Source organism: Acrocarpospora corrugata (assembly GCF_009687845.1).
In the GTDB taxonomy this organism is placed as follows: Bacteria; Actinomycetota; Actinomycetes; order Streptosporangiales; family Streptosporangiaceae; genus Acrocarpospora; species Acrocarpospora corrugata.
In genome coordinates this window covers 21922-39484 of the sequence record NZ_BLAD01000072.1, presented here as the reverse complement: position 1 = coordinate 39484, position 17563 = coordinate 21922, and the positions used below count along the sequence as shown (strand labels likewise).

At 65.9% G+C, this 17563-nt stretch carries 13 protein-coding genes and 1 pseudogene; 8 read left to right on the top strand and 6 right to left on the bottom strand.

Going from position 1 to position 17563, the window contains the following annotated elements; genetic code table 11:
• The first annotated feature begins 45 nt into the window (after nt 1-45).
• Together Acor_RS28800 and Acor_RS28795 are read left to right on the top strand one after the other, a co-directional pair.
• The gene (locus Acor_RS28800) at nt 46-1557 is read left to right on the top strand and encodes a glycosyltransferase family 87 protein (RefSeq protein WP_246239227.1); all 1512 of its coding nucleotides are present in this window, start codon (nt 46-48) and stop codon (nt 1555-1557) included.
• 131 nt (nt 1558-1688) lie between these two features.
• Complete coding sequence (locus tag Acor_RS28795) at nt 1689-2876, top strand: glycosyltransferase family 87 protein (protein ID WP_155339896.1); 1188 nt, start codon at nt 1689-1691, stop codon at nt 2874-2876.
• A 757-nt stretch (nt 2877-3633) separates the two neighbouring features.
• Here Acor_RS28795 and Acor_RS28790 read toward each other — a convergent pair.
• The 3 genes and pseudogenes from Acor_RS28790 to Acor_RS28775 form a co-directional block, all read right to left on the bottom strand.
• A complete protein-coding gene (locus tag Acor_RS28790; protein WP_155339895.1) occupies nt 3634-3945 on the bottom strand; it encodes a transposase in 312 nt (103 codons plus the stop codon).
• Nucleotides 3946-3961: 16 nt separating this feature from the next.
• A pseudogene (locus Acor_RS28785) lies at nt 3962-5134 on the bottom strand (IS110 family RNA-guided transposase); the annotation flags it as partial.
• A 1645-nt stretch (nt 5135-6779) separates the two neighbouring features.
• Nucleotides 6780-7712, bottom strand: a complete 933-nt coding sequence (locus tag Acor_RS28775; RefSeq protein WP_479688461.1) for a deoxyribonuclease IV — start codon at nt 7710-7712, stop codon at nt 6780-6782.
• Nucleotides 7713-7728: 16 nt separating this feature from the next.
• On the opposite strand from Acor_RS28775, the gene Acor_RS42385 reads away from it, so the two are divergent.
• Nucleotides 7729-7905 carry a hypothetical protein gene (locus Acor_RS42385; protein ID WP_170317119.1) on the top strand — a complete coding sequence of 59 codons (177 nt, stop codon included), beginning with the start codon at nt 7729-7731 and terminating at the stop codon, nt 7903-7905.
• 60 nt (nt 7906-7965) lie between these two features.
• Here Acor_RS42385 and Acor_RS28770 read toward each other — a convergent pair whose 3' ends face one another.
• Nucleotides 7966-8157: a hypothetical protein gene (locus tag Acor_RS28770; RefSeq protein ID WP_246239220.1), complete on the bottom strand. Its 192-nt coding sequence runs from the start codon at nt 8155-8157 to the stop codon at nt 7966-7968.
• 295 nt (nt 8158-8452) lie between these two features.
• Between Acor_RS28770 and rpsF the strand changes: the two genes are divergently transcribed.
• The 4 genes from rpsF (at nt 8453) to rplI (ending at nt 10246) form a co-directional block, all read left to right on the top strand.
• Nucleotides 8453-8743: a 30S ribosomal protein S6 gene (rpsF, locus tag Acor_RS28765; protein WP_155339894.1), complete on the top strand. Its 291-nt coding sequence runs from the start codon at nt 8453-8455 to the stop codon at nt 8741-8743.
• Between the two features lie 132 nt (nt 8744-8875).
• On the top strand, nt 8876-9475 hold the full coding sequence (locus Acor_RS28760) for a single-stranded DNA-binding protein (RefSeq protein ID WP_155339893.1): 600 nt from the start codon (nt 8876-8878) through the stop codon (nt 9473-9475).
• A 70-nt stretch (nt 9476-9545) separates the two neighbouring features.
• Complete coding sequence (gene rpsR, locus Acor_RS28755; protein ID WP_061256131.1) at nt 9546-9782, top strand: 30S ribosomal protein S18; 237 nt, start codon at nt 9546-9548, stop codon at nt 9780-9782.
• A gap of 17 nt (nt 9783-9799) precedes the next feature.
• Entirely contained in the window at nt 9800-10246 is a 447-nt protein-coding gene (gene rplI / locus Acor_RS28750; protein ID WP_155339892.1) for a 50S ribosomal protein L9, read from the top strand.
• A 46-nt stretch (nt 10247-10292) separates the two neighbouring features.
• Here rplI and Acor_RS28745 read toward each other — a convergent pair whose 3' ends face one another.
• Together Acor_RS28745 and Acor_RS28740 are read right to left on the bottom strand one after the other, a co-directional pair.
• Nucleotides 10293-11762, bottom strand: coding sequence for an amino acid permease (locus Acor_RS28745; protein WP_155339891.1), 1470 nt, complete (start codon nt 11760-11762; stop codon nt 10293-10295).
• 323 nt (nt 11763-12085) lie between these two features.
• Entirely contained in the window at nt 12086-13393 is a 1308-nt protein-coding gene (locus tag Acor_RS28740; RefSeq protein ID WP_155339890.1) for an MATE family efflux transporter, read from the bottom strand.
• A gap of 475 nt (nt 13394-13868) precedes the next feature.
• On the opposite strand from Acor_RS28740, the gene dnaB reads away from it, so the two are divergent.
• On the top strand, nt 13869-17528 hold the full coding sequence (gene dnaB, locus Acor_RS28735) for a replicative DNA helicase (protein ID WP_155339889.1): 3660 nt from the start codon (nt 13869-13871) through the stop codon (nt 17526-17528).
• The last annotated feature ends 35 nt before the right edge of the window (nt 17529-17563 follow it).

Sequence of the window (17563 nt, the reverse complement as noted above, 5' to 3'; positions counted from 1 at the left end):
ACCTCTGGTGCCCCGGGACCGTTGACGTCGGTTGCGTTTCGGGCCGTGCCGTACATTCCGCTGGGTGTGTTCGCGGTGTTGGGCGCGTTCCTCGCGTACTTCTGGAAGTCGGCGTGCCGGTTCGGGGGGGCGTGGAACACGGGGGTCGAGCAGTACAGCAACTTCTGCTACACCGACATCTATCCGCTGTGGTTCGCGCGGCAGCTGAGTGACGGGAAGATCCCGTACATCGACAATCCGGATGTCGAATATCCCGTCGGGATCGGCGCGATCATGGAGTTCGCGCGGCGGCTGTCGTTCAACGATGGGGTGACGTTCTACGACATCACCGTCATTCTGATGGGCGCCAGTCTGGTGATCGGGGTGCTGCTGATGGCGGCGCTGGCCGGTCCCACCCGGCCTTGGGACGCGCTCTGGTATGCGATCGGGCCTGGGGTCATTCTCTGCGCTTACATCAACTGGGATCTTGCGGCGGGGGCGCTCGCGCTGGGCGGGCTGCTGGCCTGGGCGCGGGAGCGTCAGTATTTGGCGGGTGTGCTGCTGGCGCTGGCGGTGGCTACCAAGTTCTACCCGCTGATGTTCATCGGGGCGCTGTTCCTGCTGGCCGCTCGGACCGGCAAGTGGGTGGAGTTCGGAAAGACGCTCGGCGCCGCGGTGCTGACCTGGTTGCTGGTCAATGTGCCGGTCATGCTGATCAGTTTTCCTGGGTGGGCGAAGTTCTATGTGTTCAGCAGTGAGCGTGGGGTCGACTGGGGTGGGCTCTGGTTCTACTTCCAGAAGTACAACTGGGGGTTCCTGGCGAACGGCGACGCGCTCAACGAGATGGCGATGGGCACGCTGGCGATTCTGCTGCTCGGGATCGCCGTACTGACCGTGGCGGCGCCGCGGCGGCCGAGGCTGGCGCAGATCTGTTTTCTGGCGTTGGCCGCGTTCATGGTGACCAACAAGGTGTGGTCGCCGCAGTATGTGCTCTGGCTGGTGCCGCTCGCCGTACTGGCCCGGCCGAAGTGGCCGGCGTTGGCGGTGTGGCAGTTCACCGAGGTCTGGTACTTCTTCGCGATCTGGCTGTATTTCGTGGGGATGGATCCGGCGCACACGGCCGAGGGGATCAGCGACGGGCCCTACTTCCTGGCGGTCTGGGCTCGCGCTCTGGCCGTGATGGGCCTGATGGCGCTGGTCGTCTGGGACATCCTCCGCCCCGAACGCGACCTCGTCCGCAAGGACGACATCGACGACCAATCGGGCGGCGTCTTCGACCATGCCCCAGACCGTTTCGTCTTGTTCCGCCGCCCGGCGACACTGGCCTCGGCTTCGGCGGCTGCGGGGACTTCGGGGGCTCCGGCCTCGGATACTTCAGCCTCGCGGGCTTTCGCCTCAGGGGCTTTCGCTTCGGGAACCTCGGTCGCGGGGACGCCGAGCGCGGGGGCCTCAACTTCGGCGGATCTGGGGACTTCGGCGGCTTCGGGGACTTCGGCTTCGGTGGGTCCGGCGGCGCCAGGGTCTTCGGCTTCGGCGGTGCCAGGAGTTCCGGGGGCTCCGGCGGCTCCGGGGGAGTGAATCTTTCACCGATCTTTCGACCGTCGGCGCTTTGATCGCGTCGGGGTCTGATGTCACCGATGATCGCCCGCTAGCCTGCATCTGATGGATTGTGCGAGGACGTCGGCTTTTTCGGGGAAGGTCAGGTAATCGTGCGATACGCACTACCGGTCTGGGCGCTCACCCGAGCCGTCATGTTCCTGATCGCCACCCAGGTCATCCCGGTCGGCCACGAGGGCTCCTTCGACAACGACGTCCGTTTGTACGGCGATTGGTCGACCATCTTGCTGAGCGGGCAGTTCCCGGCAGGGGACGAGAAATGGCAGTACCCGCCCTTCGCGGCCGTGCCCATGCTCGCCCCCCACCTGCTCCCGTGGAGCTACCAGATCTCGTTCTACGTGATCGCGATCCTCTGCGATCTCGCCATCCTGCTGCTCGTCCACCGGTTCGCGACCCGCAACAACGCCGGCCCCGCCGCGATCTGGGCTTGGACGATCGGCGGAGCCGTACTCGGCCCGATCCTGATCTCCCGATACGACCTGATGGTCACCCTGGTCGCGGTAGCCGCCCTCACCGTCTCCAGGGACGCCCTGGTCCGCGGCATCCTCATCGGTGTCGGTCTGTCCATCAAAGTGTGGCCGATCGCCCTCCTGGTCGGCCTCCGCCGCTGGCGTGAGCTGCTCACCGGCACCGGCGCGGCGCTCACCGCCACCGTCGTGGCCTGCGGTGCGGCGGCCCTGGTGATGCCGCACGCGCTTGATTTCCTCACCAATCAGCAGGAACGCGGCCTTCAGGTGGAATCCCTGGCCGGCACGCCGTTCGTCCTCGGCCGGGTCCTCGGCTGGTGGGGCGGCTTCACCAGCTACCAGCACGGCGCGATGGAACTCGTCGGCGACGGCATCGAGACCGCCACTCAGCTCAGCGTGATGGCCACTCCCGTGGCCGCGCTGCTGCTGATTCTCTGGTGGCTGCGCGCCACCCCCACCGAGACCACGTACTACGACGCGGCCTTCACCACCGTGCTCTTCCTGGTGCTCACCAGCCGCGTGCTCTCCCCGCAGTACCTGATCTGGCTGATCGGCATCGCCGCCGTCACGTTCGCGGTCCGCGAGTCCAGCCAGCGCGCCGCCGCCTGGCTGCTGCTGACCGCCATGCTGCTGACCGGGATCATGTACCCGTGGGTGGAGGAGGACTACAGCTGGGCCGGCCGTCTCCCCGGCACCCTGCTCCTGGTCGTCCGCAACCTGGTCCTGCTCGCGGCCGCGATCGTCTCGTTCGTGAGCCTCTGGCGGAGTACGCAAGCCCAACCGGCTAAGTCTGAACCTGTACCCGCTATTTAAGCTCGCCAATCCAGAGAGTTTATCCACAGGCTGTGGAAACTCCCAGTGCTCCCTGTGGACACGCAAGGGAGACCGAAAGGATTTTGTGACGCTGGCTATACGGCCCTGTTCAACCCGCTAATCAGCATTTCGGCTGACCTTGGTGATGAACCACAACGGGAGAAGCGGCGGTTGATCGCCGCATTTCCCGTCTCAGTCGTCGGACCAGCCACCACCAAGAGTGTGATTACTCGCCGCCGCACTGTGCTGCTATCAAGCGCTACTCAAAGCTTGCGCGTAGACAATTTGACAGATTTGTCAGGATCTCGCGTCCCTCTCGACAGGTGTCTGCCGCAAACGAATGATGATCTAGTCCAGCAAGATCACATGAACGGGATAAGCCAGATGCGTAAACGCATGGCCGCCGCTTTGATCGCAGCTGCCGCAGTCACGACCATTGTTCTGCCCGCCACGGCGCAGGCAAACGCCATGGCATGGGTAACCCACAGTGGCCCTTACCCGTCCCTGAGCACATGCCAAACCGCAGCTACCCTGTACGGCTACAACTCGCAGAACTCTTACTGTAATCAGGTAGGCGCAGTAGGACGTTGGTTATCTAATCGTTTGGAGTTAGGGATACACGTGGCGAGGCCCTCGGAGCCGGAAAGCGCTCAGAGGGCCTCGTGCTCTTTTCGTGGAGGACGTCTGCACACCGATCGGACTAGGTCATAAACCAACGGTGTGCGTCGACTTTTACGACCAAGCACAGCGCTAAGGACTAACCCGAAAATCGGTCGGTCCTTGGGCAGGGCTGTGTATCCAAGAGCTTGCAGCTGGCGGATGCGACGGCGTCACGGCTGTCGTAGAAGCCGGTGTCGGTCCGCCCGGCAGACACTGCGGCCTCTCCCAGAACGCGGGCAAGGTAGGAGCTGCTGCGTCCGATGGCGCCTCTGTTTTCTTGCCGAAGAATTTTCACTCTCGGAGCGAAGCGGGCCCAGAAGGCCAGCTGCTTGGCGGTTGGGAACTGGGTCATGTCCAGGCCGATCGTGGCGATGACCACATGGGCATCGGCGCCGCTTCCGGAGATCATCCGGCGCGGTTTTCCGGCGGGGTTGGTAGGGTTTGCGGTCGCGGAGCATGGCGTAGATGACGTCTGAGCGGCGGCGGGCCAGGCAGATGAGGGCGGCGTTGCGTTTCTTGCCCTCGGCGCGTTTCTTGTCGTAGTACGCCCTGCTCTCCGGGTCGGACAGGGACGCGAACGCGGCCAGGAACATCGCTCGTTTCAATGCCTTGTTGCCGCCTTTGGGCGGGTGTTCGCCCTTGATGGAGGAGCCGGAGCGGCGGTCACCGGAGCGAGTCCGGCGTAGGCGGCCAGGTGTCCGGGCGTGGCGAAGGCGGAGATGTCGCCGATCTCCAGCAGCAGCCGTGCGGAGGTCCTGATCCCGAGCCCGGGCATGCTGATCAGGACCTTGGCGAGAGGGTGTTGTTCGAGCAGCTCCTCGACTTCGGTGGCGACTTGTTTGCGCTGGTCGAGCACGCTTCGTAACGAGCTGGCCAGGCGTGGCAGCACCGTCGCGGCCGCCGCGGTGCCCGGGACGATGACGGTCTGGGCATCGAGCGCCGCCAGGACATCGGCCACCAGGCGAGCGGCCATGCGTGGGCGAGCGGCTGCGCGACGGCCAGGAGTTGGTCATGTCCGGCCGCGCGCAGGCCGTCCGGGCCACCGAACCGCGCAAGCAACTCCAACGCGGCGGGATGGTGCAGTCGCGGACCGAACGCCCGCTCCAGAGCGGGGTGGATGGTGACGAGCAGTCCGCGGATCCGGTTGGTCACCCGGGTCGCCTCGCCTGCGAGGTCATCATCGAATCCGACCAGGACCTCCAGTTCGGAGAGGGCTTCGTCGCCGGTGCCCACGCGGCGCAGGGTATGGGGCAGGGTCCGGGCGGCGTCGGCGATGATGAAGGCGTCGCGGGCGTCGGTCTTGGCGTTGCCGGGGCGCAGGTCGGCCAGGCGTCGCATGGTCAGGCCCGGCAGGTAGGCGACCTGGCAGCCTTCGGCGCGGGCGACCGCGACGGGCAGGGCGCCGATGGAGGCGGGCTGATCGACCACGACGAGCACCGGCCCGTGGCCTTTGAGTTGCCGAACAGGGCGCGCAGGCGCTGCTCGTCGTTGGGCAGGGGCTTGTCGTAAAGTTTCTTGCCGCGTGGGTCCAGGGCGCAGGCGTGATGCTCGCCCTTGCCCACGTCCAAGCCGACGAACACTGCGTAGTCGACGCTCATCCTTCATGCTCCGGTTCGAGGGGTACTTTGGCCTGGTCACAGATCAGGCGACGGTGGCCGGCATCCACGTTACGGTGAGACGATCTCTTCGTCGCAAGACAGCGCCTTGTCCCTATTAGCGGTCCACCGACGCCACCCGAGCCCGGTGGCAACACCCCCCGGTAACGGGGTGTGGATGGCCCGAGTCACGGTGTGGTGGGCCCGCCCAGGCTACGGGCGTGATCAGGGCGATCCGGGTTATAGGCGTGGTGTTGGTGGTTCGGGTTACGCTTGACGAGCCCCTACCCAGGTCGAAGGCCGAGGATCGGAAGGCTGGTCCGGGGGCCTCCCCTCCGGTTCACGCGGATCGGCGGATTCCTCCTCAGGCTCCCCGGCCGGTTCGCCAGGATCCTCCGGCTGAACTCGCGAGCGGCTACGAATCACTGCGGAAATTCCTTCCTGCGTTCTCCGGGTTCCACCCCCAAAGACGACGAACGGCTCGCATCGGTCTCCCATCCGCGGGAGGCATCCATACGAGCCCGCCGACCCCTCCTCACGGCGCCGGATCGGCCAGGGTTCTGGCCTCCATCACCCATGTCCGATCTGCGATCCGGAGATGTCAAAGCACATCTCACAGCTTCCGACCTACGTTTGCAACCCGTTCGGCGCTATCGAGAACGTCTGGTCAAGTGTGACCGTCCGACTCCACAAGGGGGGCCGCTCTCGACCCGTGTACCCACGCGCTCCCAACTCTGGGGCTGATGACCTGCAAGAACATAATCAATATCGGCAATGTCGCCCAAGTGATGGCTGGCAGGCGCGGCCTCTACCATAGCCCTCAGACTCCCAAAATGACATTCCCTCACAAAGAATCCTTGATTATGATCACTTCTTGTGCGGGACTATTCGATAACCGAAGTCGGCGCAGTTGCATTGACCGCTCGACGGGGCGGCTGGGTGGATTGAGGCGCAGCAGCGGGTGCTGCCCTCCGCCATCCAGTCCCTCCGGCAAAGCACATGATGCTCCCATGTATGGCCGCGTCTCCCACGCCACGGCCCGTACGAAGGCCGCCTCAGCGTCGGGCGCCGTCGGCGATGGCGGCCAGCACCCCCCGCTCGTTCAGCGATAGGCCGTCCCGCGTTGCCGGATGCTCCCGGCTGAGCGTCGAACGCCTCACCCAGGAACCGCAGTTCGCCCAGTCGGGCGGCAACGGCGGCCAAGCCCTTGGGGTGGGCGCGCGGAAGGCCGCGCATGCACGGGTGGCAGCCCGAGCGCCGCGGGGTCGCGCGACCCCGCCCACCGCGGAGGAGAGTCGGGAACCTCATGATCTGAACCCCGAACGGGCCCTGGCAGCCCTCCCAGAGGTCTGCCCTCGTAGTGCAATCCTCGCCTCAGGGAGGCGCTCCTTCGGGGAGCGGAGCCCTGGAGTGGGCAATCCCTTGGGGCGAGGCGGTAGTCCGGAAAGCAATCAAGGGTGGGTAGGTGGAGAACCACGCAGATCAAGCGGCCGCTTCGCTCGGTCGATTACGGCGCTGGCGGGGCGGGTGTAGCCCGAGGCAGAAGCAAGGCTGGGTGGGAGACCCACCGCCCGGCAAGCTTGACCGCAGGACAAGGCCCCGCGGGCACCAATGGAGATGCGGGCGGGGGCCGTACCGGCCTTGGAGCTTAGAGGTGTTTGCGGAGGTAGGCGATGTCGTCGGCCTGGCCCTCGGAGGGGGTTTCGACGACGACGGGGGCGTTGGCTGTGCGGCAGATGGTGAGGATCAGGTCGGGGTCGATCTGGCCGGTGCCGAGGTTGGTGTGGCGATCGGCGCCCGAGTCGAAAGCGTCGCGGGAGTCGTTGCAGTGGATCAGGTCGATCCGCCCGGTGATGGCCAGGACCCGGTCGACGATCCCGATGAGGTCCTCCCCACCGGCGTGGGCATGACAGGTATCCAGACAGAAGCCGATCTTGGACGGATCCTGAGCCCCCGACGTCGCCGCGTCCCACAGCCGGGCGATGCTGTCCAGCCGCCGGGTCATCGCGTTCCCGCCACCCGCAGTGTTCTCGATCAACACCGGAATCGGGCAGTCCATCCGCTCGAACACCTTGCGCCAGTTGTCATACCCAACCTGCGGATCATCGTCCTTGTTGAGGTGCCCCCCATGCACGATGAGCCCCTTGGCCCCCAACGACGCAGCCGCCTTCAACTGCCCTTCCAGCAGCTTCCGGCTCGGAATCCTGATCCGGTTGTTGGCCGTAGCCACATTGATCAGATAAGGCGCGTGGACATACACATCCACCTCGGACTCCCGGATCGCATCCGCGCCCGCCGGCATCACCGGCCCCTTCCACCCCTGCGGATCACCGAGGAAGAACTGCACCACATCGGCATCCCGCGCGGCGGCGTGGGCCAGCGGATCATCCTGATCGACGTGAGCTCCGATACGCACCATAAAACTGAGCGTATCCGAGCCCCCCGACAGTCTCACTCCCTTCCGAATCCCCGACTCCCCAACCGAAAGCGCGCGACTATATGCCTCCTTCAAGAACGTTTCAAGGTTTCTTGGCCGGGCAGTCGCGGGTGCGGCTGACACGCCCTGCAACCCGCGTGTCACGACAGAAGGAGATGACATGCGCTACCGGATCGGGAGCTTCGTCCTACTGGTCTACATACTCATCGGCATCTACGTCGCCTGGGATCGTGGCTACCTCAGCCCGGGCATCCTGCGAAGCATCGCGGAAGCCCTGCTCGCCATCTTCCTGTGGTTCCTCGTCCTCCTGGGCGTGGACCTCCACCTAGGGAAATGACGCACACCCACCGATGGGCGGGCACACGACCGCCCATCGGTGCGTAGCAGGCGGAGAAAGTTACGAGAAGCCGCCGTGCGCGATCCCCAGCAGCGCCCCCACGAAGGACGCCACGATGCCCATGATGATCAGGCTGCGCTGTGGTGTCGTGACCGAGACGTACTGTGCGAAAAAGCCGCCGGCGAAGCCGATGATGCCGAACGCGGTGGCGACGATGTGCGCGCCGACGATGAAGCCCAGGATCAGTGCCACGATCCCGAGGAGAAAGGATCCGACGGCCAGGACGTTCTCCCGGGTATGGGGTCTGCCGTCGGTGTTGAGGGTGAATCGGAAGGGTTCGCTCTCTATCGGACCAAGCATGTGTGGCATGCCTGCCACCCCCTCTCCCCGCTAAGGATTCCCGTCAGGGCCGGTGCACAATCCCGGCCCTGGTAGCCTTATTCGGCTGCGTCTGGTAAGTGCGTGTGATCACCCGCACGAACCGCAGCGTCCTCCTGTCACGGCAAATCGTCGTGACCGCAAGAGTCCAGAGGAGGTTGGATTCCGCATGCGTCGTTACGAGATGATGGTCATCCTCGACCCGTCCCTCGATGAGCGCACCGTGACGCCCTCGCTCGACCAGTTCCTTACGGTCGTGCGCAATGATGGCGGCACCGTGGAGAAGGTAGACGTCTGGGGCCGCCGCCGGCTGTCCTACGACATCGACAAGAAGTCCGAGGGCATCTACGCCGTCGTCGACATCACCGCCGAGCCTGCCACGATCAAGGAGCTGGACCGTCAGCTCAACCTGAACGAGGGCATCCTTCGCACCAAGGTTCTCCGCCCCGAGCTCCACTGACGAACATTGGTCCCTGACGGCCGGCCGAAGGGCGCACAGGAGTCCACGGGAAGCCCACGAAATTGTCGTACCGGGCCCGTACTCTGAGCGACTGACGGCTTGGCTGGCGGGATAGGAAGGCGAAAGCGACCGATGGCAGCAGGCGACACAACAATCACGATCGTCGGCAATCTTGTCGACGACCCGGAGCTGCGCTTCACCCCGACGGGGCAAGCCGTGGCCCGGTTCCGCATCGCGTCCACTCCGCGGTTCCTCGACAAGACGACCAACGAGTGGAAAGACGGCGAAGGTCTGTTCCTGACCTGCAACGTGTGGCGGCAGGCGGCGGAGAACGTCGCCGAGAGCCTGCAGCGTGGCATGCGGGTCATCGTGCAGGGACGGCTGCGCCAACGGTCGTATGAGACCAAAGAAGGCGAGAAGCGCACGGTCTACGAGGTCGAGGTCGACGAAGTCGGTCCCTCGCTGCGCAACGCCACCGCGAAGGTCAACAAGACCGCGCGGCAAGGCGGCGGCGGTGGCGGTGGGGGCGGCGGCTTCGGCGGCGGCCCGGCCAACGACCCCTGGGCCTCCGCGTCTCCGTCCCCGCCCAGCGGCGGCGGTTTCGGCGGCGGCGGCCAGGGCGGTGGCGGCGGCGGTGGCTACCAAGGCGGCGGTGGTGGCGGCTTCGGCGGCCAGCAGGGCGGCAGCGGTGGCTTCGGCGGCGGCGACTTCAGCGACGAACCGCCCTTCTAAGCCTTCACCCACACATCCATAACCGAGCGACCATTCCCGCGTTGTGCGGGGCTCTGAAAGGAGCACCACGATGGCCAAGCCGGCACTGCGCAAGCCCAAGAAAAAGGTTTGCCTGTTCTGCCACGACAAGATCTCCTACGTCGACTACAAGGACACGGCGCTGCTGCGGAAGTTCATCTCCGACCGCGGCAAGATCCGTGCTCGCCGGGTGACGGGCAACTGCACCCAGCACCAGCGCGACGTGGCGACCGCTATCAAGAACGCCCGTGAGATGGCCCTGCTGCCATACACGAGCACCGCGCGCTAAGGAAAGGGGACTCAGCCATGAAGCTCATTCTCACCACTGAGGTCTCCGGTCTCGGCGCTCCGGGTGACGTCGTCGAGGTCAAGGACGGCTACGGCCGTAACTACCTGATCCCGCGCAGCTTCGCGATCCGCTGGACGCGTGGCGCCGAGTCGCAGATCGCCTCCATCAAGAAGGCCCGCGACGCCCGCGAGATCCGTGACCTCGGCACCGCCAAGGAGGTCGCCGGCCAGCTCGGCGCGCTCAAGGTGAAGCTGAAGACCAAGGCGGGCGACTCCGGCCGCCTGTTCGGTTCGGTCACCACCGGCGACATCGCCGACGCGGTGAAGGCCGCCGGCGGCCCGCTGCTGGACCGCCGCCGCATCGAGATCGGCAACCCGATCAAGAGCACCGGCTCGCACAAGGTCAGCGTCAAGCTGCACCCCGAGGTCTCCGCGACCCTCGACGTCGAGGTTCTCGCCAACTGATCTCCCAAACGAACGGCCCCTCGCTATCAAGGCGGGGGGCCGTTCGTCATACCTGGGTGGTGTGTTTGGGTGGCGGGCGGCGGTGGCGGCCGATGGTGGGGGCCAGGGCGCTGTGCCTTCGGCCGTACAACTGGTAGACGAGCACGCCGACGGCCATCCAGAGCATGAAGTACAGCCAGGTGATGACCTGCAGGTTCAGCATCAGCCACAGGGTGGCCACGATGGACAGGGCGGGGATCAGCGGGGACATCGGGACTTTGAAGCCGCGCGGCAGGTCGGGCATCCGCCGCCGCATGGTGATCACACCGGCTGACACGATCATGAACGCGAAGAGCGTGCCGATCACGACCAGCTGTTCCAGGGTAAGGACCGGGACGAACTCGGCCAGCAGGATCGCGACCGCGCCGATGAACAGGGTCGCGGTGGCGGGGGTGCGGTGCGAGCCGCTGAGCTTGGCCAGCCGGGTGGGCAGCAGCCCGTCGCGGGCCATCGCGAAGACCACCCGGGTCTGCCCGACCAGCAGCACGAACACGACGGTGGTGAGCCCCAGCACCGCGGTGATGTTGATCACATGCACCATGAAGGTCTCGCCGACCAGCCGGAACGCGTCCGCGAGCGGCGCGCCCAGCGAGATCTTCGAGTACGTCACCATGCCGATCATGACGATGGCCACCGAGATGTAGATCAGGGTCGCCGTGGCCAGCGCCCGGATCATGCCCTGCGGAACGGTCCGAGTCGCGTCCTTGGTCTCCTCGGCCGCCGTGGTGACGATGTCGAAGCCGAGATAGGCGAAGGCGATGGCGGGAGTGGCCGCCAGGATCCCGAACCAGCCGAACGCGTGGGTCTCGCCGATGAGCAGGCCGAAGACGGTCGAGTGCAGCGTGTCCGCGTCGGCCACCAGCGGCGCAGGGTCGACCGGGATCTGGGCGATGTTGCTGGCGGTGAAGTGCAGCGACCCGATGATGATGACCGCCGAGATGCCCACCAGCTTGGCGGAGACCATGACCCACAGGGCGCGCAGGCCGACCTTCGCGTTGAATGCCACGATTCCGGTGAGCGTGGTCAGGATGAGCAGGGTGAACAGGTCGAAACCCTCTGGCCGGCTCAGCAGTTCGGGTACGGCGATGCCGAACTCTTTGAGCATCTCGGTGAAGTAGAGCGACCACACCCGGGCCACCACGGCGGCGGCCAGCTCCATCTCCAGGATCAGCGACCAGCCGATGACCCAGGCCCATACTTCGCCGAAAATGACGTACGTGTAGGTGTACGCGCTGCCGGACACCGGCATCGTGGAACACAGTTCGGCGTAGCAGATCGCGGCCAGCAGGCTGGTGATCCCGGCGATCATGAACGAGAGGATGACGCCGGGACCGGCCATGCTGGCGGCCTGTCTACCGGCGATGCTGAATATGCCCGCACCGATCATGACACCCAGACCGAGCACGATCAGGTCATTGCGGGTGTAAATCTCCCGCAGACCCGCGGTACGCAGCACGGTGGCCTCCGTCGCGGGCATGCGACGGAGCACGGAGGTCGACGTGGGCTGGCGTACAGAAGACACGACAGGCCAATCAATCGGCAGAGGCAAGACCGTAGGCAACAGTGCCTCATCTAACTACTGCCGACAAGGGCCCAAATCACTACCCTCGCGTCATTTATTCGACATGTTATGAAGTTGAACTGTTTGTGCTGGTACGGAGGCTGGACTGGCCATACTCACCAGCTATGGTTACGGTCGCCGGGTGCCTTAAACGGTCTTGATTGGCCGAACTAGATTCCGTTATTCACATCTACGGTCGCATGTTTGTGCGATTTCGGCCCAAAGCTGCGTGGGTTCCGTCAGGCGCCGCTCACCATCCAGGCGTCGCCCCGCGCGCGCAGCCCCAGCGTCACCAGGCGGGCCAGCATCCACACCCCGAAAGCCAGCCAGAGCCCCACCAGACTGCCCGCCATCAGGGCAAACGGCAGATACGTGACCGTGGTGATCGCACCGGCCCAGGCCAGGTAGCGCTGGTCGCCGGCGCCGATGAGCACACCATCCAGGACGAAGACGACACCCGAGACCGGCTGGAACGCCGCGACCACCCACAACATCGCGCCCAGATGAGCCGCCACCGCCGGCTCGGCGTGGAAGATGCCGGGAACGAGCGGACGGCAGCCGATCACGATCAGCCCCAGCAGCACGCCGCCGCCGACACCCCACAGCACCATGCGCCCGGTCACCTGCCGCGCCCCCACCACATCCCCCGCGCCGAGCAGCTTCCCGGTGAGGGCCTGACCCGCGATGGCGATCGCGTCCAGAGCGAACGCCAGCAATGTCCACAGCTGCGTGGTGATCCCGTGCGCGGCGACCTCGGCGACGCCCATCCTGGCCGCGATCACGGTGGCCGCCACCAGCACGATCCGCAGGCACACGGTACGGATCAGCAGCGCGATCCCCGCCGTCCCCGACGCCTTGATGCCCACCGGGTCCGGCCGCAGCGAGGCCCCCATCCGCCGCGCGCCACGCACGACCACGATCAGGTACGCCCCCGCCGCCAGCGTCTGCGCGAGCACCGTCCCCCAGGCCGACCCCGCCAGCCCCCAGCCGAGCCCCAGCACGAACCAGGCGTTCAACCCGGCATTCAGCGCGAACCCGCCCACCGAGACCACCAGCGGCGTGACCGTGTCCTGTAATCCGCGCAGCACGCCGGTCCCCGCCAGCACGATCAGCATCATCGGCGTCCCGACCAGGCTGATCCGCAGGTACGTGATGGCGTCCGCGGTGACTTCGGGCGGCGCGTCGATCAGCCGTACCAGCCCCGGTGCGAGCGGCCAGCAGACCGCCACCACGGCCACCCCGATCGCCGCCGCCAGCCACAGCCCGTCCATCCCGCGCTGTACGGCCTGCCGATGGTTGCCCGCCCCGACCTGCCTGGCCACGGCGGCCGTCGTCCCGTACGCGAGGAAGACGCACACGTTCACGATCGTGGCCATGATCGTCCCCGCCACGCTGAGCGCGCCCACCGCACCTGTCCCCAGCCGTCCGACGATGGCGTAGTCGGTGAGGAGGAACAGGGGTTCGGCGACCAGGGCCGCGAACGCGGGCACCGCGAGCCGGAGGATCTCCCGGTCGGTGGCCCGCCTTTCGCTGTGGGTAAGCGGCATGGGCCTATTGTGCTACTTACTGCAAGATCATCCATAAGGTCGCTAAAGGGGACATATCGGACGGGTTCCTCTCGGTGTCCCGACTTTCTTTCTTCCACAGCCGGTGGATATTGTTTCCGCAGGTCACAGCCATTATCCACAGCCTGTGGACAGGTTATCCCCAGGCTCGTCCCCAGGGTTCCCACACCCTGGCGGCAGAAGTGCACACCTTATCCACAGGTCTGTCGGCAGGCTTCGTTGCCGGTTGCCTCACAACCCGGGAAACTGTCAGACCGGTCCTCTACAACTGGGGGTGGTGCGGCCGAAGTGGAGGGGGACGCATGACCGATCGGATAGGCAGCCGCTACGACAACGCGCCACCAGATCACATGTTGCGTCCTGTCTCGATAGATCCTGTTAGGCCGTTCTTGGTGGGGCCGTCTGCTGGGCGGCCCGCGCGGCTTGGTGTTTTGCGGCTTTTGGGTGTCGGGTTGCCATGAGTGTTGTCGACTTTTCTGGAGGGCCCTCCGAGCCTTCGTTCGAGCGAACCCCGCCGAACAACATCGAGGCCGAGCAGTCGGTCCTCGGTGGCATGCTCATCTCCAAGGACGCGATCGCCGACGTGGTCGAGGTCCTTCGCTCCGACGATTTCTACCGGCCGGCCCACCAGATCGTCTACGAGGTCGTCACCGACCTGTATGGGCGGGGGGACCCCGCCGACGCCGTCACCGTGTTCGACGAACTCCAGCGCCGCGGCGACGTGGCGAAGGTCGGCGGCGGCGCCTACCTGCACACCCTCACCGTGGTCGTCCCCACCGCGGCCAACGCCGGCTACTACGCCAAGATCGTCCGCGAACAGGCCGTGCTCCGCCGCCTGATCGAAGCGGGCACCCGAATCGTCTCCTACGGCTACGGCGGCCAGAACGAAGAGGTGGACGACCTCGTCGACCGCGCCCAAGCCGAGATCTACAAGGTCACCGAACGCCGCACCACCGAGGACTACCTCCCCCTCTCCGAGATCATGCCCGCCGCCCTGGACGAGATCGAGGCCATCGGCAGCCGCGGCGGCCAGATGGTCGGCGTCCCCACGGGATTCCAGGACCTCGACGCCCTGACGAACGGCCTCCACCCCGGCCAGATGATCGTCGTCGCCGCCCGCCCCGCCATCGGAAAGGCGCTGGCCCTGGATACGCCACTCCCGACTCCGACGGGGTGGACGACCATGGGCGAGGTCCAGGTCGGCGATCAGCTGATCGGCGCGGACGGCAAGCCGACCAGGGTGACGGCCGCGACCGAGGTCATGAACGACCGTCCCTGCTACGAGGTGGAGTTCAGCGACGGCACGGTGATCGTCGCGGATGGCGGGCACCAGTGGCGGACGAGCACCCGAGCCAAGCGTGGCCAGGCTTCGGAGAACAGCTGGAGTGAGGGCTCCATTCAGCGGGTCAGAGACGCGCTGCGGGAGCCTGACCGGCTGCTCACGCACCGGGACGCGATGGCCGTCGTGGGCACGGAGTTCAGGAACGTCCTGCATACCGTTCAGCGGGAGATCGGCACGGTCGCGAAGGTGCCGGTGGCCCTGGGTGGGCCGAGTTACGAGTGGAAGGTGCCTGCGTATCCGGCGGATCAGCTCTTCTCGGCGCTGTTGAAGCGGGTTGTACGGCCCAAGGATGCGGTGATCACCGCGTCCGTTGTCACCACCGAGGAGATCGCGGCCACGCTGCGGTGCGACCAGCGGCCCAATCACGCGGTCGAGGTAGCCGCGGCCTTCGATCTGCCAGAACGTGATCTTCCGCTCTCGCCGTACGCGCTGGGGGTCTGGCTCGGGGACGGAGCGAGTGCCAGTGCGCGTATCACCACCGTTGACCCGGAGATCGTGGCCACGCTGGAGGCCGAGGGGCTGCGGGTCGTTCCGGTCGGATCGTCGGTGTCCTACCAGCTGCTTCTGCCGTCGAGTGGTTCGGTGCAGGGGATCTTGTGTGGTCTGGGGGTTTTGGGTAACAAGCACATTCCTTCGGTTTTCATGCGGGCATCCGTACGACAGCGGCGGGCGCTGTTGGCCGGTCTCCTGGACTCGGATGGGTACGTGAGCCGGAGAGGCAGGATCCAGTTCGCGGTGACCAGCGAGCGGCTGGCGCGGGACGTGCATGAACTCATCCTCAGCCTGGGCTTCAAGGCGACCATGCGCACGAAGCAGGTGAGGGGGGAAACGGCTGAGTCGACGGTCTGCTACCTGATCAACTTCACCACGTCGGAAGTGGTCTTCCGGCTGCCTCGCAAGGCCGTCAGGCAGGTGGGCGGGACACAGCCGGCGACTCGTCTTCGGTACATCGTGGATGTCCGGCGTGTTCCGTCCCGCCCGGTGCGTTGTGTCGAGGTGGACAACGCCGATCACATGTATCTGGCGAGCAGGTCGTGTGTTCCCACCCACAACAGCACTCTGGGTCTGGATTTCGCGCGTTCTGCGGCGATCAAGCATGGGCTGACCACGGTGATCTTCTCGCTGGAAATGTCGCGTAATGAGATCACGATGCGGCTGCTTTCGGCGGAGGCGCGGGTGGCGTTGCACACGATGCGGTCCGGGTTGATGAACGACGACGACTGGACTCGGATGGCTCGGCGGATGGGGGAGGTCGCGGAGGCGCCCCTGTTCATCGACGACTCCCCCAACATGTCCATGATGGAGATCCGGGCCAAGTGCCGGCGTCTCAAGCAGCGGCACGACCTGAAGTTCGTCATCGTCGACTACCTCCAGCTGATGAGCTCGCCCAAGAAGACCGAGAGCCGCCAGCAGGAAGTCTCCGAGCTGTCCCGCGCGCTCAAGCTCCTCGCCAAGGAGCTGGAGGTCCCCGTGATCGCCATCTCCCAGCTCAACCGTGGTCCCGAACAGCGAACCGACAAGCGCCCCGCCGTCTCCGACCTCCGCGAATCCGGCTGCCTCACCGCCGGCACCCGAATCCTCCGCGCCGACACCGGCGCCGAATCGACCCTCGGCGAACTGCTCGACTCCGGGACCCGCGACATCCCCGTCTGGTCCCTCGACGACCGCCTCAAACTCGTCCCCCGCACGATGACCCACGTCTTCCCCAGCGGCATCAAGCCCGTCTACCGAATACACCTCCGCTCGGGCCGCGAACTCGAAGCCACCCCCAACCATCCCTTCCTCACGTACGACGGCTGGCACCCGGTCGGCGACCTCCCTCCAGGCACCCGAGTGGCCGTTCCCCGCCACGTGCCACCCCCACTGGAAAACACGGAATTCGTGCCGCCGCAGCGGCTCTCCCTAGCCGATGACCAAGGCTTGCCTCAGGGCGTCTTCGGCCTACGCAAGACGCAGCTCGCCGCGTTCATCCGGCAGCTATGGGCCGGGGGCGGCGAAATCCGATGGGACGTGCAGACGGCATTTGCCGACAGCGGGCAGTCGTGTGCGGGCCTAACGGCCGATGAGCAGGCGTTTTCGGACGACGTGAGTCGTGGCGAGGCGCGGATTTGCTTCGCGTCCGGGAATCGGCGGCAGGTAGATGATCTCGCGAGGGTCTTGCTGAGGTTCAACGTGATGACCCGGATCACGATGACCGCCCACGCCTGTGAACTGACGGTCTTGGGTTTGGAGAATCAGCTCCGATTTCTTGAGGACGTCGGGATGTCGGGTGCGGCGGCCGACAGGTGCGTGAGAGAGCTCAGGCGCAGGGTCAAGACGACCGATCCTGCGAGGTTGGCCCAGGGAGTCTGGGATGAGGTGCGCGACATGCTGGTCCAGCCGGATGGGAGCCCATCAGCCCCGACGCAGGGGAGCAGTGCGCTGGGTCGGATGGTCGCCATTCTCGACCGCGAGGATCTGGAAATCACGGCGACCAACGACATCTTCTGGGACGAGATCGAGTCCGTCGTGGCGCTCGGCGAGCAAACCGTCTACGACGCCACGGTTCTCGGCACACACAACTTCGTCGCCAACGGCGTCTCCGTACACAACAGCATCGAGCAGGACGCGGACATGGTCATCCTGCTCCACCGCGAAGACGCCTACGAGCGCGAATCCCCCCGCGCCGGCGAAGCCGACCTAATCGTCGCCAAACACCGAAACGGCCCCACCGCCACCGTCACCGTCGCCTTCCAGGGCCACTACAGCCGCTTCGTCGACATGGCCCAACACTGACGGCGTCGTTGTAGGGTTTCAGTTTCCATGGCCAA

Coding starts and splice junctions, on each gene's coding strand:
- rpsR (WP_061256131.1), top strand. CDS start 9,546: ATGGCCAAGCCGGCACTGCGCAAGCCCAAGAAAAAGGTTTGCCTGTTC.
- Acor_RS28760 (WP_155339893.1), top strand. CDS start 8,876: ATGGCAGCAGGCGACACAACAATCACGATCGTCGGCAATCTTGTCGAC.
- Acor_RS28745 (WP_155339891.1), bottom strand. CDS start 11,762: ATGCCCGCGACGGAGGCCACCGTGCTGCGTACCGCGGGTCTGCGGGAG.
- Acor_RS28740 (WP_155339890.1), bottom strand. CDS start 13,393: ATGCCGCTTACCCACAGCGAAAGGCGGGCCACCGACCGGGAGATCCTC.
- Acor_RS42385 (WP_170317119.1), top strand. CDS start 7,729: ATGCGCTACCGGATCGGGAGCTTCGTCCTACTGGTCTACATACTCATC.
- Acor_RS28790 (WP_155339895.1), bottom strand. CDS start 3,945: ATGATCTCCGGAAGCGGCGCCGATGCCCATGTGGTCATCGCCACGATC.
- rplI (WP_155339892.1), top strand. CDS start 9,800: ATGAAGCTCATTCTCACCACTGAGGTCTCCGGTCTCGGCGCTCCGGGT.
- rpsF (WP_155339894.1), top strand. CDS start 8,453: ATGCGTCGTTACGAGATGATGGTCATCCTCGACCCGTCCCTCGATGAG.
- dnaB (WP_155339889.1), top strand. CDS start 13,869: ATGAGTGTTGTCGACTTTTCTGGAGGGCCCTCCGAGCCTTCGTTCGAG.